We start from the raw sequence: 23,376 nt of genomic DNA, 5'->3' as shown, positions 1-23,376 counted from the left end.
AATATGAACAAGCCATTCCTAATAGGGATTATTGGGGAGATGGTCTGTTTTTCAATGCCTCAAGATGGCTGAGACGGCTTCCTTCCTGTTCCAGCCAAAGTGACTCAAATTCTGATTTCCAGGCGTCGACGGCTGCATGAATGCCTTCAGTGAGTCCTTTTGATAGGGTGCCTGCGATCGAAGGGTGCATTTTTCTTTGCACCAGCCAGGGAATGAACCAGGCAAGCAGAATCAGCAGGCCTGAGTGGACGGCAAAGTCGATGCCCAGAAAATTTCCCTCTCCCTGAGTACCGGCATGAAAACGGCTAATGATGTGATAGATCGCCCATCCTGCTGCCGACAGCGGCAATAACCAACCCAGCCACCCCGTTATTTTGAAGAAAAAACGTTGAACTGCTGTGCCTGGTTTGGCCAGTGCCTTGATCACGGAACTTTCCAATTGTGCCTCAAAGGTCGATTGCAGCTTCTCCGGAATGCCAGAGAGTGGTCCGGCGTAAGGTGTTACCGGAATGTCATGCTGGCCGAGCAGGTTTTCGAGTTCTGTGGTCAAGTCACTGATACGGTCGTTGAAGCGTTCACTCCAGGTCTGTTCAATTACTTGCTTTGTGGTCGGAAGCGAGGTGGGTAGGGTTGTTTGACGCTTAAAGAGGGATTGCGATAGCTGCTCTTGCGCCAAGAGTGTCTGGTTGAGGGCCGTTCGATTAAGCAGAAGAGCATCTTCGATCTCATTAAGCCACTCTGCTGTGGTCTTCTGCCAGGCATCGGCCACTTCAGTGCGCCCAAACCCTTCGAGGCGTTGCCTGAGCGCCTGTTCAACCGTGTGCAGTTCATTGAGCCGCGCCTGTATGCCGAGCTGTTGCAGCAGCGCAAGCCCGTGTGCTTCGATTGCGTGCTTGATGGTCTGTTCCAACTGAGGGAAATCGTCGTCACCTCCATTTTTTCGGCAACTGGTGCGCAGAATTTTGGGTGTGTCGAATGCCTCATTTTGTAATCGCTGTCGAAAGTCTTCCAATTGTGGATCTGAGCCCCGATCCCAATGGTTCATGACAAACAGCCAGTGGTGTTTTGCGTTACGTTGTTGCAGTAGACGCCAGCCGACATCGTCATGGTAGCGCTCGGGACTGACCACATAGACCAGCCAGTCGATATAGGGTAGCCAGGCCTCTACCTGCTCCCTGTGTGACTGTTCCACGCTGTCGAAGTCAGGCATGTCGAGCCATGCAATCAGACGGCGCTTCTCATCCTGATGGTAGGCTATCCGGGTATGTTCAACAGGTAGTTTGTCAGGCAGTTTTCCCAGCTGATAATCTTCGTGAAGGTAGAGGGTTACCTCCTGTGAGGTGGGACGCTGCAGGCCGGTGCGGGCAATATCCTCTCGAGCAAGACGGTTGAGCAGACTGCTTTTGCCGACGCCGGTGCCACCGAAGAAGGCGACGATCAAAGGGCGCTGTCCCTGCTGGGCAAAGAGCGTTTCGGCCTGCTGCTGTTCGATCTGCTGAAATCGATTGAGATCGCTGTTGCTGAGCCAGCCATCCTGCAGCGCGGCCTCGACCCATTGTTTGAGGTCCTGATACTGCTGTTTGAACTGTTCGATCATTGCGTAAGGGCCTCCAGCTCAGACTCTGCCGCAAACAGTTGTTGCTGGTTGATACGGCAGAGTCCAGGGGCGGAGAGTTTATCCGGCAACCCCAAAAGTGCCTGCTTCAGCACATCGGCAAATAGCTGTTCCCGGACGGCTTTCAATTGAATTGCCTTCAAGTCCTGTTCCACAGTAAACATGTAGCGTCCCAGTGCCCCCTCGGTGAGCAGGGTGGAAAATGAGAGCATCGCCGGGGCAAGGATCAGGTCGTTCAATCCGATGCCGCCGGTCTTCAGTGCAAACGCCAGTGCTGCTGCATCTGCGGTGACACGGGCGGCCCTCAGGCTGTTGAGGGTGGTTGGGTGTTTCTGCAGATGGCTGAAGAGCCTCTGGCTTGCGTTTTCGATTTCACTCTCGAAAAGTTGCTGGTGGTGTTTCGCCGTTTCCAGCGCCTGTGTTTCGATTGTTTTGCGCTCGGAGGAGAATTGGTTCAGCAGGCCCTGCCACCAGCGTGGCACACTCTGACCAGATACTGTCTGCTCTCCGATCTCCCGCTGCAATCTCAGCAACAGGTGGTTTACCGCATCGGTCAACACGCTGATCTCGTGGTCCGGACTGGTCGACGCGGACTTGCCGCTCTTGTAGCGATATATGGCCTGTAGCTTTCTTGCGGGCCAGGAAAGGAGTTCACGGGCTTTGACCAGTCCCCCGGCAATGCCTGGAATCTCTATCAGCTCAAGCAGCCGGGTGAGGGTGCGTTGCAGGGTGTCACTGTAGTGCGGATTTTCAAGGTAGTCCCGTTCATAGAGCGTGATGGATTCGTCGATAGTGGATTCAACCAGTGACTGCCAACTTTCCCTGGCGGCAATCTCCTGGCGTACTGTTTCCGTCCAGCCTGGCCAGTGCTGTTTCAGCATCTGCTGCAGGTGATTTGCCGGAAAGGGTTGTGGCTGTAGTCCGAGCTGTTCGCTGGTGACCTGTCGCAGCTTGGCTGCGCCCTGGGTAGCTTGCAGCTGTTCGTCTCCCATTACGAAAGGGAGAGGTATGACGTTGAGGGCTTCGATTTGCTCTTTTTTCAATCGCTGCCGAATCTCACGCTCCAATATTTCAGCTTCTTCCAGAGTTGTCTTGTTCAGGCAAATCAGCAACGGCGTATGCAGTGGGGCGATGAGTCGTAATAACTGCCATACAGACTGGTCGGCGTATTTTTCCCGGCTGACCACCAGGAGGATAAGGTCGGCCATGGCACACAATACAGGCACACGTTGTCGGTAGCTGCGTGAGCTGACCGAATCGAAGTCGGGACTGTCCCAGACAATGGCGGGTACGGAAAAGCCTGTGCTGGCACTGCTGATGGTTCGAAGCGTGTAACCCAGAGGGTCTTCAGCATCGAGCGTCTGTTTTAGTTGCCAGTCGGGAAACTGTTTTGCAATTGCAAGCTGTTGCGTTTCGCTGAGCGCGACTGTGGCAAATCCCTGGGGGTGTTGGGTAAAACCGGCAAGGGGACTCGCTTCCGCCAGCGGTTCCTCCAGCAGCAGGTTGACCAGGCTGCTTTTACCCGATTGGGTGGGGCCGACTACCATCAGCTGCCGCGGGGCAGAGGTTTCTTCAGATAGACGATATCGTCTCAGCAGTGCGTCAGCATAGATGAGTGCATCCGATTCGAAATCGGGGCTCTCCGACCTTGTCTCCAGGCAGGAGATCAGACGGGTGGCGAGTTGCTGTAGATGTTCCAGTTTAGTCACGCACTATGGAATTAATAAGATTCAATCCGTGCTTCCCTAATAATAACTGTTAGGGTGCGCTGCGCGCACCAGCAATAAGCAGTAACAGCAATCATGGTGCGCACAGCGCACCCTACCCGATGAACAAAACACCGCCTTTCTTCTTTTCAGGATGGCTTGAACGCCGAAGCTTGAGTTAAGTAATAACCGTCGGTTCGCTGCGGCCGGTTCGGCCCTCTATCTCCGCCAATGATTTAGCAATCGCCACCAGGGGTTGCATCACTGCCTGGGTCTCTTTACCGTGGTTTGCCGGATTTGGCTCATAAGCTTCCAGGTAGACTCTCAGGGTAGCGCCTTCGGTGCCGGTGCCGGATAGTCGATAGACGATACGGGAGCCGTCAGTAAAGCCGATGCGGATGCCCTGGTTCTTGGAAACACTGCCATCAACCGGATCGGTGTAGGTGAAGTCGTCCGCATAGTCGACGCTGTAATCGTCCAGTGGATTGCCGGGCAGATCGGTGAGGTGATCCCGCAAGTGCTGCATCAGCGCTTCTGCGGCTGTTTTGTCGATGCCTTCGTAATCGTAGCGGGTGTAGAAGTTGCGGCCAAACTGACGCCAGTGGTCTTTGACGATCTTGTCCACCGGTTCCTGGCGCACTGCCAGCAGGTTAAGCCAGAAAAGTACCGCCCAGAGCCCGTCTTTCTCCCTGATGTGGTCAGAACCGCTGCCGAAACTCTCTTCGCCACAAAGGGTGATGCGCTTTGCATCCAGCAGATTACCGAAGAACTTCCAGCCGGTGGGGGTTTCATAACACTCCAGCCCCAGACTTTCGGCGACTCTGTCCGCAGCCTGACTGGTGGGCATGGAACGGGCAACTCCGCAGATACCATCGGAATAGCCTTTGATAAGGTGTGCATTGGCGGCCATGACCGCCAGGCTGTCGCTGGGGGTAACGAAAAAATCCCGTCCCAGGACCATGTTGCGATCACCGTCGCCATCCGATGCGGCGGCAAAATCCACGGCATCCAAGCCGCTGGAGAGCACGACGATCTCATTGGCGTGAGCCAGGTTGGGATCGGGGTGGCCGCCACCGAAGTCCTCTTTGGGTTTTCCATTGATGACGGTGCCGGGAGCCGCACCCAAGATTTCTTCCAGAATGCGTTTGGCGTAAGGGCCGGTTATTGCATGCATTGCATCGAAGCGCATCACAAACATGCCGGAGTTAAAAAGCTGGTGGATGCGTTTGAAGTCAAAAATCTCCTGCATCAGCTCCGCATAGTCGGTGACAGGGTCGATCACCTCAATGCTCATCTCGCCCAGGGTCTGGGTGCCTATGGTATCTAGGTCGATCTCCTCTCCATTGACGGTACGGTATTCACTGATTGCCTTGGTCGCCGCATAGATGGCTTCTGTTACTCCTTCCGGTGCAGGGCCACCGTTGGGCGTATTGAACTTGATGCCGAAATCCTCGTCCGGACCACCGGGGTTATGGCTGGCGGAAAGGATGATGCCACCATCAGTTTTGTATTTGCGGATCACGCAGGAGGCAGCGGGTGTGGAAAGCAGTCCACCCTGGCCGACAATGACCTTGCTGATTCCGTGGGCGGCGGCCATGCGTATGATAATCTGGCTTGCCTCCCGGTTGTAGTAGCGTCCGTCGCCCCCAAGGGCCAGGATGCCGCCTTTCAGATCCTGCTGGGTGTCGAAGATCGATTGGACGAAATTTTCCAGGTAGTGAGGTTGCTGGAATACCTTTACCTTTTTGCGGAGTCCGGAGGTGCCGGGGCGTTGATCGGAAAAAGGCTGGGTGTTGACGGTAGACATTTCCATCGTGATCTTCCCGTTGAATGACTGCTGAGGATCCCTATTCAACCACAGTCGAAGCCCTAATTAGAACCCCATCATATGGTTAAATGCATGTGCTGCTTGAAATCGGAACGGCCTGTCCCCACTTGTTATGCTGGATTTGTTAGAATTCGGCCGATTTTACTTAATTAACTGTGATATTCCTGCCGGAAGTTGGTGGGACACTTGAATATTGACTGCGATGGAGGTCGCTTTCACCCATGTCTGTTGAAGCACAAAAAGAGACCCTGGAATTCCAGGCGGAAGTCAGTCAGGTTTTAAACCTGGTTATACGATCTCTCTACAGCAACAAAGAGATCTTTCTGCGCGAATTGATCTCAAATGCCTCGGACGCGGCAGAGAAGCTGCGTTTCGAGTCGTTAACCGATGATGCACTCTTCGAAAACGATCCGGATCTGAAGATCCGCGTCACCTTCGATGAGGAGGCGGGAACACTTACCATCTCAGATAACGGTATCGGTATGAACCGGCATGAGGTGTCCGAGACCATTGGCACCATCGCCAGTTCCGGCACCAAGAAATTCTTCGAATCGATGACGGGCGATCAGAGTAAGGACAGCGAGATGATCGGCCAGTTTGGTGTCGGTTTCTACTCCGCCTTTATCGTTGCCGACAAGGTGACACTGGTTACCCGCCGCGCCGGTCTGGGTGAGGAGCACGGCGTGCGCTGGGAATCGGACGGACAGGGCGCCTACAGCATTGAAAACGTCGACAAACCAAGCCGGGGTACCGATGTGATCCTCCATCTGAATGAGGATGAGAAGGAGTTCCTGGCTGGCTACCGTCTGCGCGGCATCATCTCCAAATTCTCCGACCACATCTCCATGCCGGTGGAGATGGAAAAGGAGTTCAACGGTGAGGAGGAAGAGAAACCTGAGGCTCCTGAATTTGAACGGGTCAATACCGGTACTGCTTTGTGGATGCGCGCCAAATCCGAGATCACCGATGAGGAGTACAACGATTTCTACAAGCACGTCTCCCACGATTTCGAAGCGCCGCTGGCCCATGCCCATAACCGGGTGGAAGGAAATAACGAGTATTCCGCACTGCTATACATCCCGAGTCGCGCACCTTTCGATATGTGGGATCGGGATCAGAAACACGGGGTAAAACTCTTCGTGCGCCGTGTCTTCATCATGGACGAGGCGGAAAAACTGATGCCGCGCTATCTGCGCTTCGTCAAGGGAGTGGTCGATTCCGACGATCTGCCACTCAACGTCTCCCGCGAGATCCTGCAGCACAACCGCAAGATCGATACTATTCGCCAGGCCAACACCAAACGCGTGCTGGGTGTGCTGGAGAAGATGGCGAAAAACGATGCGGAAAAGTATCAGACTTTCTGGGATCAGTTCGGCAAGGTTATGAAAGAGGGACCCGCAGAGGACTTCGGCAGCAAAGATAAGATAGCTGCGCTGCTGCGTTTTGCCTCCACTCATAATGAAGGCGACGAGCAGAATGTCTCGCTGGATGATTACATCTCTCGCATGTCTGAGGAACAGGAGAAGATCTACTATATTACCGCTGAAAGCGCTGCTGCCGCACGTTTCAGTCCTCATCTGGAGGTCTTCAAGAAGAAGGGCATTGAAGTCCTGCTGCTCTCTGACCGGGTGGATGAGTGGTTGGTGTCCGGCCTTACCGAGTATGAAGGTAAGTCGTTACAGTCTGTGGCAAAGGGCGAACTCGACTTGGGTGACATGGATGACGAGGAAGAGAAGGCTTCTCAGGAGAAGCAGGCGGAGGAGCACAAAGGCCTGCTGGAAAAAATGAAGGATGTGCTCGGCGATGGTGTCAAAGAGGTGCGCATCAGCCACCGGCTTACCGACTCCCCTGCCTGTTTGGTAGTGGAAGACCACGACATGAGCGCCAACCTTGCCCGGGTACTCAAGTCCGTGGGTCAGGATGCGCCCGCCACCGCTCCAATCATAGAGATTAACCTGGAGCATCCGCTGGTGGAACGTCTGGAAAATGAAGATAATGAGGCCCGTTTCGGGGATCTGACCCAGGTTCTGTTCGATCAGGCGCAACTGGCAGAGGGGGGGCAGCTGGACGACCCGGCCGCTTTCGTACGGCGTCTGAATGGCCTGATGCTCAACCTGTCGGGTAAATAGCGTTCGTTAACACACAGTGGTAGTTCTGTAGGTCGGGTTAGATGCGCCGCGATTCAAGCTGGGATTTACCACTTGGCTTGGCGCGCATCGTAACCCGACCTATGTTCCGATATTTTTCATCAATCACCATAAGACCCGTATATCCACCCATTGATAGCCTCGAATAGTCGGCTGGGTGGTGCTGTGTCAGACTCCGTCCACCATAAACAAACACCAGATGGAGCTTCATCATGCGCGTGATTCTGTTAGGCGGCCCCGGCGCCGGCAAAGGTACCCAGGCTAACTACATCAAGGAGAAGTACGGTATTCCCCAGATCTCCACTGGCGATATGCTTCGTGCTCATGTCAAAGCGGGCTCCGAGCTGGGCGTGGCTGCCAAGAAGATCATGGATGAAGGCGGTCTCGTCTCCGATGACATCATCATGGGCATGGTAAAAGAACGCATCACCGAAGATGACTGCAAGGCAGGCTATCTGTTTGATGGTTTTCCCCGCACCATTCCTCAGGCGGAAGCTTTAAAGGCGGCAGGCGTGCCTATCGATGCCGTGGTGGAAATCGACGTGCCCGACGAAGAGATTGTCAAACGTATGGCCGGTCGTCGTGTGCATCTCGCATCCGGTCGTACCTACCATCTCGTCTACAATCCGCCGAAAGTTGAGGGCAAAGACGACGAAACCGGCGAAGATCTGATTCAGCGTGACGACGATCAGGAAGAGACCGTCAAAGCTCGTCTCAAGATCTATCATGATCAGACTGAACCGCTGATCGCCTTTTATGAAAAGGAAGATTGCAACTATGTGAAAATCAACGGCGTCGGTGGTGTCGATGATATTCGCGACCAGATTTTCACCGGTCTGGGCTGAAGAGACAGGCCGGGAAATAGAGAGCCGGGATCTCCCCGGCTTTTTTGTGGAAAAACCCAATCGAAGAACTAAAGTGATACCAGTCTGACAGACGGATGACTTTATTAGAACATCCTGATATTATTCTGGCGGATTTCACTGGATTTAAGAGGCTGCAACGTGGCTGTCGTAGAGCTGACCAAAGAAAATTTTGAAGAGACTATTTCCAATAACGATTTCGTGATTATCGATTTCTGGGCACCTTGGTGTGGTCCCTGCCGTTCCTTCGCACCGACCTATGAGGCGGTATCAGAGGATCATTCCGAGATCGTTTTTGCCAAGGTCAATACAGAGGATGAGCAGGAGCTGGCGATGCAGTTCCAGGTTCGTTCCATACCGACCCTGATGATTTTTCGCGATCAGATCATCATCTTTTCCCAGCCCGGTGCGCTGCCTGAGTCAGCTTTCAAGGAGCTGATTGGCCAAGCCGGTGGACTGGACATGGACGAGGTCCGTGCCCAGATCGAGGCGGAACAGAAGGGCGGGCAGAACGCCTGATCAATCCACTTAATAAAGAGAAAACCCCGGTAGTCCCGACTGCCGGGTTTTTTTTTATGGGGCATGCAGCTAAAATTCATATGCATTGATCACCAGTTTCAGGATCATGAGAGCACCTTACTACCCCTGGAGTATAAGAAGTCTGCTGAGTGGGCGGCCAACGGTGGGTGTGGTGATCGACCTCAGCGAGGAGAACTATCGTCTGCTGATGCGTATGGCCCCGGAACTGCACCTGATCAAAGGCGAGCTGCTCTCATGCCTTGACCACGGCATGGATCTGCATCTGGAGATCAAGGAGCAGACGCCATACACAACACTTCTCCATTTGACCTACTATTTTCCTCATGCCACCGGGCACTATCCCGACCCTGACGCAATGTTGCGTGTCTATCACGATTCAAGACAGGTGGATGTGATCGATATTCGCCAGTCAGCACTGCCTCTCAAACGCTGGGGTGACAACCCAACGCTCGAACAGCGTTGGAAAATCAATCTCTTTCTCTCTAAATGGCTGGCTTATTGTGTGCTGCAGGGACACAGTTTCAACCCGGGAGGGGCCGAGTTTTCCGGTATCCATGCCTTCGAAGCACTGTAGGCAATAACATTGTTTCTCAACGGTTAACAACACTGTAGAATTCCCGGGTGCTTCGGCAAGGGTGAATGCAAATGCGGGACGCAGCTTTTCAGTGTTTATGGGGAATCTATGATTCGGGTATTGCTGGTTGACGATCATGAGTTGGTGCGAACCGGTGTCAAGGGTATTCTCGAACGTGCCTCTGATATTGAAGTCGTGGCAGAGGCAGCCAACGGTGAAGATGCGTTGCAGATGGTCCAACAGGCCTCTCCCAATGTCGTTTTGATGGATGTGAACATGCCGGGCATCGGTGGAATCGAGGCGACCCGGCGTATCCTGCGTATCAATCCTGCCCTGAAAGTCATAGCATTGACCGTACTCGATGACGATCCATTTCCTGCCCGGCTAAACGAGGTTGGGGCCGCAGGATACCTTACAAAAGGTTGTCCGGCGGACGAGATGATCAAAGCAATCCGCACCGTCCACCGGGGCGAACCCTATGTATCGTCGGAGATGGCGAGAAAACATATTCTCACCGATTGGAAGCGTCAGTCCGCAACGCCTTTCCAGGAACTCTCGTCACGGGAGATGCAGGTCATGCTGCTGATCCTGGAGGGTCAACGCAATCAGGAGATCTCAGACGGGCTTTGCCTGAGTCCGAAAACCGTCAGTACCTACCGTCAGCGCATCTACGAGAAACTCGGTGTGCGTAACGATGTGGAACTGACCCGTCTCGCCTATCGTTACGGTATCCTCAACGACAACGGTCAGAGCTGATGCCGTTCAATCTGGAGTGCCGCCTCTGCCCGAGGCTGGCGACCTTTCTCGATCAAGTCAAAGCCGACTACCCAGCCTATCATGCACGTCCGGTAGCCCCGTTTGGCGCCTCTGACGCCCAGCTGCTCATCGTTGGACTTGCGCCAGGTATGCACGGGGCGAATGCAACCGGCCGTCCATTTACCGGTGACCATGCCGGCATCCTGCTCTATGAAACGCTGCACAGGTTCGGTTTCGCCAGCGCCCCGGAATCCCGCGCTGCGGATGATGGACTGACGCTGCACAACTGCCGCATCACCAACGCGGTGAAGTGCCTGCCGCCGCAGAACAAACCCGTGGGTGCGGAGATCAACGCCTGCAACGACTTTCTTCGGGAGGAGTTGCAGATGCTTGTCGGGAACAGTGTGATCCTTGCGCTCGGTTCCATTGCCCATAAGGCGGTAGTGAAGGCCTGCGATGGCAGGCAGAAGGACTATCTTTTTGGGCATGCCGCCGAGCATCAACTACCCAACGGGTTGCGGCTGCTCGATTCCTACCACTGCAGCCGTTACAACACCCAGACCAAACGCCTTACCACCAAGATGTTTCAAGACGTCTTCGCCCGCGCAAGAGGCCTGCTCTAACCCGGTATACTACGCCGCATGAGTGAGACACCGTCTAACCCCGGCTTTGATGCCAAGACTTTTCTCTCGACACTGACCACCCGTCCCGGTGTCTACCGGATGTTGGGCCAGGATGACAAGCTCCTTTATGTCGGCAAAGCGAAGAACCTGAAAAAGCGGGTCAGCAGCTACTTCAGCCGCTCTCTGAACCGGCGTATCCAGCTGATGGTCTCCCAGATCGAGGGCATCGAGGTGGTGGTGACCCATACTGAAGCGGAAGCGTTGATCCTGGAAAACAACCTGATCAAGTCGCTGAAGCCCAAATACAACATTCTGCTGCGGGACGACAAGAGCTATCCCTACATCCATCTCTCCACTGATCAGAAGTTTCCCCGTCTGAGCTTTCGGCGTGGTGCCCGCGTGGGTAAGGGGCGCTATTTTGGTCCCTATCCCAGCGCCGGTTCGACCCGCGAAACACTGCAGATTCTGCAAAAACTCTTCTCCGTGCGTCAGTGCGAAGAGAGTTTCTTCCGCAATCGCTCCCGGCCCTGCCTGCAGTATCAGATCAAACGGTGTGATGCCCCCTGCGTCGATCTGGTCGATGAAGAGACCTACGCCAGAGATGTGCGACATGCGGTGCTTTTTCTGGAAGGCAAGGCCAACCGTGTGATCGACGAATTGGTGGAGCGCATGGAGTCAGCTTCACAGTCACAGGCGTTTGAAAAAGCGGCGATCTACCGGGATCAGATCAAACGGCTGCGGCGTATTCAGGAGCGCCAGTATGTCAGCGGGGAGGGCGGTGATCTAGATATCGTGGCGGTCTCCCTGGCAGGAAGCAGTGCCTGTGTGCAGGTCTTTTTTATCCGCTCGGGACGCAATCTGGGCAATAAGAGTTTCTATCCCGGGATACCATCCGGGGCCAATGAGGCCAGTGTGCTGTCGGCGTTTGTTTCTCAATACTATCTCGACAAGCCGGTGCCTTCCGAGATTATCCTCAATAAAGAACCAACGGACAGGATCCTGCTGCAAGAGGTGTTAAGTAATCAGTCGGGACACAAAGTGCGTATCAGTAGCCGGGTCAGAGGAGAGCGGGTTCGCTGGCTCAGGATGGCCGAAGGCAATGCGGCGCTGGCGCTCAAGGCCCGGTTAGCCAGCCGTATCGATATGGAGGGACGGCTGGAAGCACTGCAACAGGCACTGGATCTGCCGGAAGTGCCTGCTCGCATGGAGTGTTTCGACATCAGCCATACCCGAGGTGAACTGACTGTGGCCTCCTGCGTGGTGTTCAACGAGCAGGGGCCGCTGAAGTCCGACTATCGTCGTTTCAATATTGAGGGGGTCACACCGGGAGACGACTATGCTGCCATGCAGCAGGCGCTGGAACGCCGTTACACCCGTATCAAAAAAGGTGAGGTGCCGCTACCGGATATCCTCTTCATTGACGGCGGCAGGGGGCAGATCAGCGTAGTGGAGGAGAGTCTGCGGGAGTTGGGGGTTTCCGGATTGACTCTGGTGGGCGTGGCCAAGGGACCGGATCGAAAAGCAGGAATGGAGCAGCTCTTCTTGTTAGGCAGCAGTACGCCGATTATACTGCCTGCGGACTCCCCCGCGCTGCATCTGGTTCAGCAGATTCGGGACGAGGCCCACCGCTTCGCCATCACCGCTCATCGACAGCGTCGAGAGCGTAAACGCAGAACCTCGGTGTTGGAGGAGATCCCCGGCATCGGCCCCAAGCGGCGCCAAAGGCTACTGAGACAGTTCGGTGGTCTGCAGGAGCTTGCCCGGGCCGGCATTGAGGATATATCGCGGGTGGAAGGCGTCAGCCAGAAGCTTGCAGAACAGATTTACCAGACCTTTCATGGAGAAGATTAATATGTGGAACATCCCCAATCTTCTCACTTTGCTGCGGATCGTACTGATACCGGTCTTTGTGCTGATTTTCTATCTGCCGGTTGAGTGGGCGCGGATAGGCTGCGCTGCTGTTTTTGCTCTGGCAGCAGTTACAGACTGGCTGGATGGATTTCTGGCCCGTCGCTGGGGACAGGTGTCACCCTTTGGAGCATTTCTTGATCCGGTCGCCGACAAGCTGATGGTAGCCGTTGCCCTGTTATTGCTGGTGCAGTCGGAACCAACCCCATGGCTGGCGCTTCCCGCCGCCATCATTATCGGACGAGAGATCACCATATCGGCCCTGCGGGAGTGGATGGCCGCACTGGGGGCTCGAGCTCAGGTGGCGGTGTCAGCCATCGGAAAATTCAAAACTGCGGCTCAGATGCTGGCTATTCTGCTGCTGATTATTCAGCAAGACTTATGGGGATTGCCGATCCATACAGTCGGTTTTGTTCTGCTCTATATCTCGGCGATTCTGACGCTCTGGTCGATGGTCATCTACCTGCGTGCAGCCTGGCCAAGTCTGATGGGCAAGATTGTGGTTGAGGGTGAATTGGAAAAAGAGTGAGCAACCAGCTTATTCCACCCCATCCTGAAATGTAGGCTGGATCAAGCGTAATGGTTCCGGCATACGCTGTTTGTTCGTAGCGTGTTTTGCCTGATCCGCTGTGCTTGATCAGGCTTACGCGTAGTTGGTATTTCCTGGTGGATAATTTCACCTGGGAGGCTGTCGGGTTTTTCCGTTTGATGCGAAAATCTCTGGGGGCGAATCAAATCAGTTTATCGAACGAGGCGAATAGTGGACCTATTTAACGAGTTCGATAAGCTGAGTTGATCGTCATCCAGGGATTTGCAGCCAAACAGTGTTAAACCCGACAGTCTCCTAAACTAAGGGTATGCCAACCAGCCGCAGGGTCTTTTTCGCCATCCTGATTCTGGGCGCCTATTCCCAGATCGTGCAGGCTCTTCTGATCAGGGAGGGGCTGGTGGTCTTCTACGGCAACGAAGTCAGTCTGGGCGCCTTCTTTGGCAGCTGGCTCTTCTGGTTGGCGCTGGGTTCCCTGCTGGTGGTGCGTTGGCGGGAACGGCCTATGGTGCAGGATCCTCTACCCTGGATCAGCCGTCTGTTGCTACTGCTACCTTTGGTACTGATCCTGCAGGTGTTGATGCTGCGTACTGTGCGTCTGCTGTTGGATGTCTCCGCCAGCGAATTCGTACCACTGGGGGAGCTCTTTCTCTCCCTCTTTCTGATCGTTGCCCCCGGCGGCCTGCTGTTGGGTTTCGCCTTTCCGCTGGCCTGCAAGGCCTTGCGGGATTTTGCCGGTGGTGGGGAGAATCAGGAAAACGTCAGGGATATATCCCGGCTCTACATTGCAGATGCACTGGGGGCTCTGCTGGGTGGGGTGCTCTTCACCTTTGTCTTTATACAGTGGTTGGGAATCACCGGTACGCTCGGGGTGACTACCCTGTTGCTGGCGGTTACAGCGTTAAAATTAAAACGCTGCAACGCCGGATCACGTCGGCCAGCTATCCTGCTGGCAGTTCTTGGTGTAATCATTGCTTTACCTGTCGTCAGTCCCTGGCTCGACCGGCATATGGAGACCCTGCGTTTTTCCACCTTGCAGCCGGGCCTGGAGTTGTTCGATACGACGGAGACTCGCTATGGGCATTTGGCTATAGCGGGCTTTGGCGAACAGACGACGCTGGTGAATAACGGCCAAGTAACAGAGAGTTTTCCCTTGCCGCTAGAGATTCGTCAGCAGGCTGCCTATCTTATGTCCCAGGCGGCAGGTGCAAAACGGATACTACTGCTCGGCGGATTTGCCAGTGGCCTAGCGGTGGAGCTGTTGCACTATCCGGTCACCCGAATCGACGTGGTGGAGGAGGATGAGCAGGCCTTCCGGAAAGTCATGCCCTTTCTGCCGGAGCAGAGCCGCAAGGCACTGGCCGATCCCCGTGTCCAACTTCACTTCATGGATGGTCGACGCTATATCAACAGCCTGTCGGCGGCCGAAAACTACAATCTGGTGCTGGTGCTTAATGCGACGCCTTCCAGCGCCTACAGCAACCGCTATTTCACCTCGGAGTTCTATCAGGGTGTGCGGCATCAACTCGGGCCGGACGGGGTGTTTTGCACCCGCGTGAGCGGTGCATCCAACTATCTCGGGCGCACAGTTCGCAGTTTCAGTGGATCGGTCTTTCGCACGCTGCGGGAGGTGCTGCCAAATATCGCGGTCGCACCCGGTGACAACTATCTCTTCTGTGCTTCCACCACTGCCGGACGGGTGACCGAATCGGCATCGGAGCTGGAATCGCGTTACCTTGATATTCCGCTCGAAGATCATCGGTTTCCGGCGAAAGTCTTCTACACGATCCTGCCGGATGATGAGGTGCGTTTTGTGCGGGATCAGCTGGAGCAGCCCGGTAGCGAGCGCAACAGCGATGCACAGCCTGTTACCTACTACCTGAACATGCTGTTATGGGGCCAGTTCAGTGCCTCTGGCTTTGCCGACTGGATGGAGCAACTGCGCGGCGTGGGAATCTGGGCTTATCTGCTGCCGATGTTGCTGTTTCTTCTGCTATGGCTGCTCCGCGCCTCACTTGAGGCTGGTCAACGCAGCAGTCGTCTGCGCAAGGTATCCATGCAAATCCTTTTCGTACTCGGACTGGTCGCGATGGCCGCCCAGCTTGCCGTGCTGTTCAGTTACCAGTCCCATGTCGGCTTTATGTTTGAGCGGGTGGCCCTGCTCAATGGGCTTTTTATGACAGGTCTTGCGTTAGGGGCAGGGGCGGGCAGTCTGTTGGCTCGTATCGATCGTCCTGCCCTCCGCCTGGGGATCGTGCTGATACTGGTGACCGCCGTTCTGGTTGTGCTACCTCATCTGTTGAATTGGCTTGGTCAGTTGGCGATTGGCTGGCAGGAGTGGGGCTACCCCCTGATCTCGCTGCTGTTGGGCCTGCTGGTGGGTACAGGATTTCCGCTGGGAGTGAAGATCACCGAGTTGGAGCAGGCGGTGGTGGTGCGTAGTAGTGGCATTAACCAGGCGGCGGATAATCTGGGTGGTGCTGTTGGCGGATTGGTGACAGGGGCTTTGATGGTGCCACTGCTTGGTATTGAATGGAGCAGCTATCTGCTGGCGATATTCACCCTATTGATGCTTCTACCTTTGCTGTTTACAGCATTAGTGCCACAAGGAATGTCGCCACTACACCTCAGGGGCAGACACGCCTTTCCCTGGCCCAATCTGGGATGGGGGCTGGTTTTTCTCGTGTTGCTGAGTCTTGCCTGGGCACAGTATCAGCAGGTCATAAAACCTGCGCCTCAACTCCACTTCAGCGATCAATTGCTGGCAGCAGTCAGTGAATCAAGTGTATTTGAACTGAAGGAAATGCCATTCATTCACTATATTGGCTCGGCTCCAGATGGTCAGGCAGATACTGTCTCTCTGGCTTCAATGGCAGCAGCGCCGGATGTGTTGGGATTTGCAGGACCGCTCAATCTGTTGCTCTCCGTGGATGCAATGGGGCGATTACGGGGTGTGCGTTATATCGATTCCAATGAGACCCCCTCCTATATTTCCGGCATCGATGGTTGGCTTACCAGTCTTGCAGGGACAGATCTCTCGGCTGAATCATTATCACTTTCCCGTGTTGATGCCCTCACCGGAGCAACCGTCAGCAGTGAGGCGGCATTGGCATCGATCAACCAGGCGGCTCATGTGGCAGGGCAAACCGCGTTCGGCAAAAGTTTTGCTCAAGTCGTATCACAAGAGGAGGCACAATCTGCTTGGTACTCTCCTGCGATTATGGTGACTGTGGGACTATTGCTGCTGTTTTTTCCCGTTTATCTTTCAGGCAGTGAAAACGGCAGATTAATCTATCAGTTCGCTGCCTTGATGGTTCTTGGGTTTTGGCTCAACAGTCAGGTGACTGAGGTGGATCTGGTCAACTTGGGCCTGGGTTTTTTCGCCTCTGTTGCCGATAATCCGCAACACTGGCTGTTGATAGGATTTGCGCTTGTTACGACAGTGATGTTTGGTCCTGTTTGGTGCGGCTATCTCTGTCCGTTCGGGGCATTGCAGGAGTTTGTCTCCCGAATCGGGCATCGGCTGGGCTTGCGCAGCTATGCCAGCCGCCCGTTGGATTCCCGGCTGCGGTTTTTGAAGTACCTGCTGCTCGGCTTGCTGTTGATTGTGGTATGGGGTAGCGGTGATTCATCCTGGGCGCTATTCGATCCGATGCAGTATGTATTCGGTGAGCACTGGCCAGAATGGATGCTTGGAATACTGCTGTTGGTCATGCTGGGGGCGCTTTTTCACTACCGCTTTTGGTGTCGTTATCTCTGCCCGCTGGGGGCGTTTTTGGCCTTCGGTAATAAATTTGCCCTGTTGCAGCGACTGGCGCCGGAGCGCCGTTTCAACCATTGTGACCTCGGGGTGCGGGAAACCTTCGACATCGACTGTATCCGTTGTAACCGCTGTCTTACCGGTAGGGATACCCATCTCAAGCCCCGTGGATTTGGGAAGGAGAGATAGCGGTAACCGGGTAAAACACAGGCCACTGGTTTCTGTCTAAACTGTTAGAAGAAAGCGGGAAATTTAGGCCATGATTTCCATGTTACAAGCGATCCGGCATTGGCATAGCAGTGATTACAGACTCATCGGGCTGTTGAGCCTGACGTTGGTCGTGATCGCGTTGTTTTTGGTCGGGCAGCAAGAGGGGGAGATGACTGGCTCAAGCTGGCGGCGTATCGATATGGAAATCTTCCAAGAAAGACTGGATAGCGGCAAGTTGAGTGCTCATGAAGCTGAGTGGTTCCATGTCGCCAAACCAGCGGAGTTGCAGCTACCCAAGCACGGAGGAACGCCATGAGAGAGGTGGTTTGCGAACTCTGTCCGCGCAAGTGTGTGATCCCCGAAGGAGGGGCTGGTGACTGCCGGGTGCGGGTCAATGTTGGTGGCAAACTGCTGGCTTCCACCTACGGACGGCCCTCCGCGATGCATATCGACCCGATGGAGAAGAAACCGCTCTACCATTTTCATCCCGGTTCACCCGTGTTTTCCATTGCGACGGCAGGCTGCAACCTGCACTGCCTTAACTGCCAGAACTGGCAACTTTCCCAAAGCGGTGGGGAGGAGATAGAGGAGATCTTCAACGCTGACCCCGTGGATCTCATCGACCTGGCCAGAGATCAGGGCTGCGAAAGCATCGCCTATACTTACTCCGATCCGGTGGTCTTCTACGAATATGTCTATGACAGCAGTATCCTGGCTCATGAGGCCGGGATGAAGAATGTGTTCATCACTGCCGGCTATATCAACACTGAGCCTCTACGCCGTCTCTGTAAAGTGATCGACGCCACTAACACCGATCTGAAGGCCTTCGACGACGGCTTCTACCGCAAAACAACCGGGGCAACGCTGCAGCCGGTATTGGATGCCCTGGTGACGTTTCGGGAGGAGGAGGTCTGGCTGGAGGTGACCAACCTGCTTATCCCGACGCTGAACGATGATCTCTCCATGATCCGGCGCATGGCGAAGTGGATCAGGCGTGAGCTGGGAGAAGGCACTCCCCTCCATTTCAGCCGCTTTCATCCCATGTACCGGATGCGCAACCTGCCGCCGACGCCGGGAGAGACCCTGGATCGTGCGCGTCAGGAGGCGATGGATGCGGGATTGGAATATGTTTATATCGGCAATATCTCAGGGCATAAAGGTAATTCAACCTACTGTCCGGTCGATGGCACTCTATTGATCAAGAGAGAGGGTTTCATGATCAGTGAATACAAACTGACCAGCGACGGTCGTTGTCCGACCTGCAATGAGCCGGTTCCGGGAGTCTGGTAATGAGGATGAGGGAGGTGTGGAGACGCAACGGGCACTCTCGCAGGCGTTTTCTGGGAGTACTGGGCGGTATGATTGCAGGAGTGATGGCCCTCCCTTGGGCGGTAGGAAGCACGCGGGAGGAGAAAATGGCCATGCGTGAAGCGGACTACTATCGGCCCAGGGGAGAGGACGAATAGAGGAGAGAAGAATGAGACTCGGTCGATTTCAGCGATGGGTAATTTCCGCGCTTTTGCTGGCGGGGCTGTTGCTGATATCCCAGTCCCTTGCGGGTGAAAAGATCAGGGAGAGTGTGCTTGCAGGCTCCTGGTATCCGGTGAATCCGCTACAGCTGTCCAAGGTTGTGGACGGCTTTCTGGATGATCCTTCCGATGCCCAGTCCAAGGCGAAAAATCCTCTCCGGGCGCTGATCGTTCCCCATGCCGGTTATATGTACAGCGGGCCAACCGCAGCCAAAGCCTTCAAGTTGGTGCGAGGCATGGATTACAAACGGGTTCTGTTGCTGGCGCCCAGCCACTACAGCGCCTTCAAAGGACTCTCTATTGCAGATGTAGCTGCCTACCAGACTCCGCTAGGCTCAGTGCCGCTTGACCATGTTGCAGTACAGCAGTTGCGCAAATCGCCTCTTGTCAGTGCAGATGCAAAGGCACACAAACGGGAACACAGCATCGAAATTGAACTGCCGTTACTGCAGCGTGTACTGGAGCCGGGTTGGAAACTGGTGCCGGTACTTGTGGGGCAGATGGACGATGAGGCCTACCCGCAGGCAGCAAAACTGCTGCGTGAACTGGCGGATGAGCAGACTCTGGTGGTGGTTTCCAGCGACTTCGCCCACTATGGCAAACGGTTTGGCTATACGCCGTTTCCGTTGAATGATGAGACGCCTGCAAATATCCAGCAACTTGATGGGGGGGCGATTGAGCGGATAGTGGCGAGGGATGCAAAGGGGTTTCTTGACTATCAACAGCGCACCGGAATCACCATCTGTGGGTTTCGTCCCATTGCACTGCTGTTGCACATGTTGCCAGTCTCGGCGGAACTGGAGCCACTGGCCTATAAGACCAGTGGCCAACTGACAGGCAACTATGAAAATTCGGTCAGCTACGTGGTGATTGCAGTGAATGTTCCGACAGCAATCGCTGGCAGCCAGGGTTCAGTCAGGCGTCTGGGCAGTGAGCAGCTCAAGAGATTGCACCAGATTGCAGTGGCCGGAATCAGGCGTGCGGTACTGGATGACAAGCATGAAGGTGAGCAGTTGCTGCGCAATCTGCCACCGGAGCTTGAGCGACCTTCAGGGGCGTTTGTGACCCTTAAAAAGGACGGTATGTTGCGTGGTTGTATTGGCTATATTCGACCACGCGACCCACTCTTCCAGGCAGTGTTGAATAATGGCGGCAATGCAGCGGTACGGGATCGCCGCTTTCCGCCGGTAACCCCGGAAGAGTTGGAGGGGCTTGAGATCGAGGTGAGTGTATTGACACCTCCGCGTCCCATTGCCCACTTCGAAGCTTTCAAAGTGGGCCAACAGGGTATTATTTTTAAAAAACAGGGGCGCAGTGCAGTTTTTCTTCCGGAGGTTGCGGTGGAGCAGGGCTGGAATCGGGAGCAGACGTTGACCTATCTGGCGAGAAAGGCGGGATTGTCCGCTGATGCCTGGAAAGATGGGGCAGAGTTTGAAGTGTTCTACAGTGAGAAGTATGCAGCACCTTTTGGCTCTAGCCATGAGGCTGCAAAGGAGTAAGAGATGAAACGGTTACTGACAATGTTGAGTTTGGCTGTGTTGCTGAGTCTTGCCTTCCTGGCGAATGCCCAGCCGCTCTATGGATATCCGGGATACATGGGATCACCTTACCAAACGTCCAGTTTTCGCCATTTTCAACGGTTGAGAGTCGAGAAAAGCAGGAGTGAAGCGGGGTATGTGGTAAGGATCCATACCGAAAACATCGATCCCCAAGCGGTTCAGGTGAATGTGAAGGGAAGATTCCTGGTGATCAGTAATGATACCAGCCAGGAGGCAGAACGGAGCAATGAGCGGGGTAGCTACAGTTACAGTCGCAGTTCGAGCAGTTTCAGTCAACGTATTTCGATTCCCAGGGATGCAGATGTGGAGAATATGAAACGGGTTGAAAGTGAGAGCCTGGTTACTATTACCCTGCCGGTGCGTGAGGGTTTTCGTTACTGATTTCGCCATATGGAGAGGGAGTGGACCTTAAATCCTTGTTTTCTATTGTGTAGAGGGATAAAGGGTTGACAGTAGCACCTGTGTCGTTAAAATACGCCTCGTTCTTAAGTGACGCGGGAATAGCTCAGCTGGTAGAGCACAACCTTGCCAAGGTTGGGGTCGCGAGTTCGAATCTCGTTTCCCGCTCCAATTTTAAAGAGCCTCGGCTAAACCGAGGCTTTTTTGTTTCAAGATCTACGCCTCAATGGTGGTAGAATCTGAGCCTCTCATAGGCTGAGTGGCAGAGTGGTTATGCAGCGGCCTGCAAAGCCGTGGACCTCGGTTCGATTCCGGGCTCAGCCTCCATTTTATTGTTCTATTAATCAATAGAATATAGTCATTATCTCCATATCACTTTAAGCGAAAATCGGCATTTTTTGTCACAAAAACCACTCCTGCCACTCGAAAAACCAAAAGAAGACACTCGTGTAACGGACAGAAAAGCCGTGGACGGCAGTTTTTCACTCCATTTTCTTGTATTTCTCTGCTGGAAATTCAACGTCAAGTTCTGGCACTGAAACTCGTCAATCCATACTACTGATACAAGAGCCTCTGCGGGGTGGGGGCGGCCTGTGTCGTTGACTTATACGGCTAATCGAGGAAAGTCCTGCTATCCTCTTCTCGGTATCCCATTAAGCGATAGCCGACACGTCGTTTTTCATACATTCTTGCGAGCATTGGCACCTTGCCATCAACGTAGTCGACAATACGCACTTCGCGCTTACCAGGATGCAACCTGTGCAGTCGCCCAGCATATTGCACGAGTGTGCCTTTCCACGAAACCGGTAGCGAAAGAAACAGGGTATCCAGGCGTGCATCGTCGAATCCTTCTCCGATGTACCTTCCGGTTGCCAGCAGGAGGCGCTCCTCTTCCATTGGAATAGAAGCGAGTTGTTCCTGGACTTTGCGCCGTTCTTTTGCTGATTGTCCTCCCTGCAGAACGACGATATGCCGGACAAAGCCCTTTAACCGTTGATGGAGATCCTCAAGGTGGTTTTTGCGTTCCGTCAGCAGAATCGGTGATCGACCTTCTTCCATAGCCAGCAGCACATCATCAATGATCCGCTCGTTGCGCTTTTCATCGGCTATCAACAGGCTGTAGAGTTCCTGAATGGTTATATCGGATGCCTGCATGGGTGGCCCAAAGCCGGTTTCCCTAACTACAAGTCGATGTTCGAAGGGGCGTTGCGCTAACTGACTACGTGGATCGACCCTGAATCGAATCGGTCCGATCTGCATATGGGTGATGGGCTGGTGTCCGTCGCGGCGCTGCGGTGTAGCGGTCAGCCCGACAACGTATTGTGCCTTTATCTCGGAGAGGACTCGTTCGAACGAAACAGCTGGCAGATGGTGGCATTCATCGATGATAACCTGCCCATACTTGGCCACGATGTCGTCCATGGTGTCTTTTCGGGACAGGCTCTGAATCATGGCCACGTCGACTTGCCCTGTCAGCTTGCGTTTCCCGCCACCAATCTGACCGATTGATTTTGCATCACGGTCAAGAAAGATGCCGATCTGTGATCTCCATTGTTCCAACAGCGGCTGTCTATGCACCAGGATCAAGGTGCTGCACATTCGCGCAGCGATCAGGTAGGTTCCAAGGACGGTTTTCCCAAAACCAGGTGGCGCCACGATCACGCCGTTGTCGTGCTCGAGTATGGCTTTCGCTGCATGGTGCTGGGCATCGGTCAATTCACCGAAGAAGCTAACATCCACGGGATCGCCGAGGATTCTCAGATCTTCCACCTCAAGGTGGCTTTTGTATTCCTGGAGCAATGCCCGTACGTCGTCGAGACACCCTCGCGGCAGACTGATGTGCTTTCCATGATCTTCAGCGCAGGAGATTACGCGGGGAGTCAGTGCCGTGGAAAGTCGAAGATTTTGTTTCTTGTAGAATTCTGGATTCTGGAATGCGGCAAACCGTTGAATCTGATTGATCAAAGGCGACGGTAGGCCGGCTTTCTCGATGTAAAAACGTTGGGATAAAATACCTCGCACCTGATGTGGAACGGGGTCGGTGATCGGAATGTGCTTTGGTTTTCGGGAGGGCGGCCTCAACCACGGGCTGGCATCAACATCATCTTCCTCGGTAATGGAAATCTGGAGACCAGTCACCTGGCCACAGGTTGTGGCTTCCATGGCGATCTTTTCAACCTTCTCTACCTGAATCGGAACCAGCGATGCGAGGAATTCCCACTGATCTGGAAATGGCTCCAGCTCGTCATTCAGAAAGAGGGTATTGTCTTTCTGTCGCGGGTGATATTGAAGCGGGAGAGCGATGAGATTGCCGAAGCCACCATTGGGTAAGGTATCCTGGTTTGGGAAAAGCCGGTCATAGGATGCCATGCTGAGTTGATGTCGTCTGGCCATGGTTTCCGTAATAAAATAGCTGCCCATCTTCCTTGCTGTCGCTGCGGAAACCAGATTGCTGAAAAAGAACCAGACGTGTGCACCATTCCCAGAACGGGAACGCTCAATGGCATAAGGAACGTCTGCTCGCCGACAGGTTTCCGTAAAAGCCATAACGTCTTCACGCCAAGCTGCTTTGTCAAAATCGGCTGCGATAAACCGGCAGGTATCGTCCTTCAGCATAGGGTATACACCAATGATGTGACGTCCCTGGAGATGGTCCAGAATCACCTCGGTTGTTACCGGCAGGAAGGCCTGATTGGAGCACTCACCGCATTTTACCCGGGGCTTCTCACATACTCCGCGAATCCACTCATTCGAACAGGCAGGCGAATAGCCCTTCTTGCCCGTTTTTTGGTTCTGCCACAATTTTGGATAC

The 23,376-nt window shown here is 54.3% G+C and carries 18 protein-coding genes and 2 tRNA genes; 16 read left to right on the top strand and 4 right to left on the bottom strand.

Annotated features, from left to right (window positions below; all coding sequences use genetic code 11):
• Positions 1–28 precede the first annotated feature (28 nt).
• From HPY30_18570 to HPY30_18560, 3 genes are all read right to left on the bottom strand, one after another.
• Positions 29–1,597, bottom strand: a complete 1,569-nt coding sequence (locus HPY30_18570; protein QYZ67810.1) for a hypothetical protein — start codon at positions 1,595–1,597, stop codon at positions 29–31.
• Positions 1,594–3,324, bottom strand: a complete 1,731-nt coding sequence (locus HPY30_18565; GenBank protein ID QYZ67809.1) for a GTPase domain-containing protein — start codon at positions 3,322–3,324, stop codon at positions 1,594–1,596. Before HPY30_18565 ends, HPY30_18570 begins: the two co-directional genes overlap by 4 nt.
• Positions 3,325–3,499: 175 nt before the next feature.
• The gene (locus HPY30_18560) at positions 3,500–5,134 is read right to left on the bottom strand and encodes an alpha-D-glucose phosphate-specific phosphoglucomutase (protein ID QYZ67808.1); all 1,635 of its coding nucleotides are present in this window, start codon (positions 5,132–5,134) and stop codon (positions 3,500–3,502) included.
• Between the two features lie 236 nt (positions 5,135–5,370).
• On the opposite strand from HPY30_18560, the gene htpG reads away from it, so the two are divergent.
• From htpG to HPY30_18480, 16 genes are all read left to right on the top strand, one after another.
• Positions 5,371–7,278, top strand: coding sequence for a molecular chaperone HtpG (gene htpG, locus HPY30_18555; protein QYZ67807.1), 1,908 nt, complete (start codon positions 5,371–5,373; stop codon positions 7,276–7,278).
• A gap of 230 nt (positions 7,279–7,508) precedes the next feature.
• Positions 7,509–8,141 (top strand): adenylate kinase, encoded by a 633-nt coding sequence (gene adk / locus HPY30_18550; GenBank protein QYZ67806.1) that lies wholly within the window; start codon positions 7,509–7,511, stop codon positions 8,139–8,141.
• A gap of 159 nt (positions 8,142–8,300) precedes the next feature.
• A complete protein-coding gene (trxA, locus tag HPY30_18545; GenBank protein QYZ67805.1) occupies positions 8,301–8,678 on the top strand; it encodes a thioredoxin in 378 nt (125 codons plus the stop codon).
• 106 nt (positions 8,679–8,784) lie between these two features.
• Positions 8,785–9,273: a DUF1249 domain-containing protein gene (locus HPY30_18540; protein ID QYZ67804.1), complete on the top strand. Its 489-nt coding sequence runs from the start codon at positions 8,785–8,787 to the stop codon at positions 9,271–9,273.
• Positions 9,274–9,381: 108 nt separating this feature from the next.
• A complete protein-coding gene (locus HPY30_18535) occupies positions 9,382–10,029 on the top strand; it encodes a response regulator (protein ID QYZ67803.1) in 648 nt (215 codons plus the stop codon).
• Entirely contained in the window at positions 10,029–10,652 is a 624-nt protein-coding gene (locus HPY30_18530) for a uracil-DNA glycosylase (GenBank protein QYZ67802.1), read from the top strand. The genes HPY30_18535 and HPY30_18530 overlap by 1 nt, the downstream gene beginning before the upstream one ends.
• Positions 10,653–10,670: 18 nt before the next feature.
• Positions 10,671–12,503, top strand: a complete 1,833-nt coding sequence (uvrC, locus tag HPY30_18525) for an excinuclease ABC subunit UvrC (protein QYZ67801.1) — start codon at positions 10,671–10,673, stop codon at positions 12,501–12,503.
• A gap of 1 nt (position 12,504) precedes the next feature.
• Positions 12,505–13,089 carry a CDP-diacylglycerol--glycerol-3-phosphate 3-phosphatidyltransferase gene (pgsA, locus tag HPY30_18520; protein ID QYZ68130.1) on the top strand — a complete coding sequence of 195 codons (585 nt, stop codon included), beginning with the start codon at positions 12,505–12,507 and terminating at the stop codon, positions 13,087–13,089.
• Positions 13,090–13,417: 328 nt separating this feature from the next.
• On the top strand, positions 13,418–17,056 hold the full coding sequence (locus HPY30_18515) for a 4Fe-4S binding protein (protein ID QYZ67800.1): 3,639 nt from the start codon (positions 13,418–13,420) through the stop codon (positions 17,054–17,056).
• Between the two features lie 70 nt (positions 17,057–17,126).
• Entirely contained in the window at positions 17,127–17,393 is a 267-nt protein-coding gene (locus tag HPY30_18510; protein QYZ67799.1) for a hypothetical protein, read from the top strand.
• The gene (amrS, locus tag HPY30_18505) at positions 17,390–18,367 is read left to right on the top strand and encodes an AmmeMemoRadiSam system radical SAM enzyme (protein ID QYZ67798.1); all 978 of its coding nucleotides are present in this window, start codon (positions 17,390–17,392) and stop codon (positions 18,365–18,367) included. The genes HPY30_18510 and amrS overlap by 4 nt, the downstream gene beginning before the upstream one ends.
• Entirely contained in the window at positions 18,367–18,543 is a 177-nt protein-coding gene (locus HPY30_18500; GenBank protein ID QYZ67797.1) for a hypothetical protein, read from the top strand. Before amrS ends, HPY30_18500 begins: the two co-directional genes overlap by 1 nt.
• 11 nt (positions 18,544–18,554) lie before the next feature.
• A complete protein-coding gene (amrB, locus tag HPY30_18495) occupies positions 18,555–20,105 on the top strand; it encodes an AmmeMemoRadiSam system protein B (protein QYZ67796.1) in 1,551 nt (516 codons plus the stop codon).
• 3 nt (positions 20,106–20,108) lie between these two features.
• Positions 20,109–20,546, top strand: a complete 438-nt coding sequence (locus tag HPY30_18490; protein QYZ67795.1) for an Hsp20 family protein — start codon at positions 20,109–20,111, stop codon at positions 20,544–20,546.
• Positions 20,547–20,659: 113 nt separating this feature from the next.
• Positions 20,660–20,735, top strand: a tRNA-Gly gene (locus HPY30_18485).
• An 82-nt stretch (positions 20,736–20,817) separates the two neighbouring features.
• A tRNA-Cys gene (locus tag HPY30_18480) sits at positions 20,818–20,891 on the top strand.
• A 285-nt stretch (positions 20,892–21,176) separates the two neighbouring features.
• Here the strand turns inward: HPY30_18480 and HPY30_18475 are convergent.
• The gene (locus HPY30_18475) at positions 21,177–23,366 is read right to left on the bottom strand and encodes a DEAD/DEAH box helicase family protein (protein ID QYZ67794.1); all 2,190 of its coding nucleotides are present in this window, start codon (positions 23,364–23,366) and stop codon (positions 21,177–21,179) included.
• Positions 23,367–23,376 lie beyond the last annotated feature (10 nt).

Source organism: Gammaproteobacteria bacterium (ex Lamellibrachia satsuma), from assembly GCA_019623805.1.
Taxonomy (GTDB): domain Bacteria; phylum Pseudomonadota; class Gammaproteobacteria; order Chromatiales; family Chromatiaceae; genus QGON01.
This window is presented reverse-complemented; position numbering and strand designations above follow the sequence as displayed.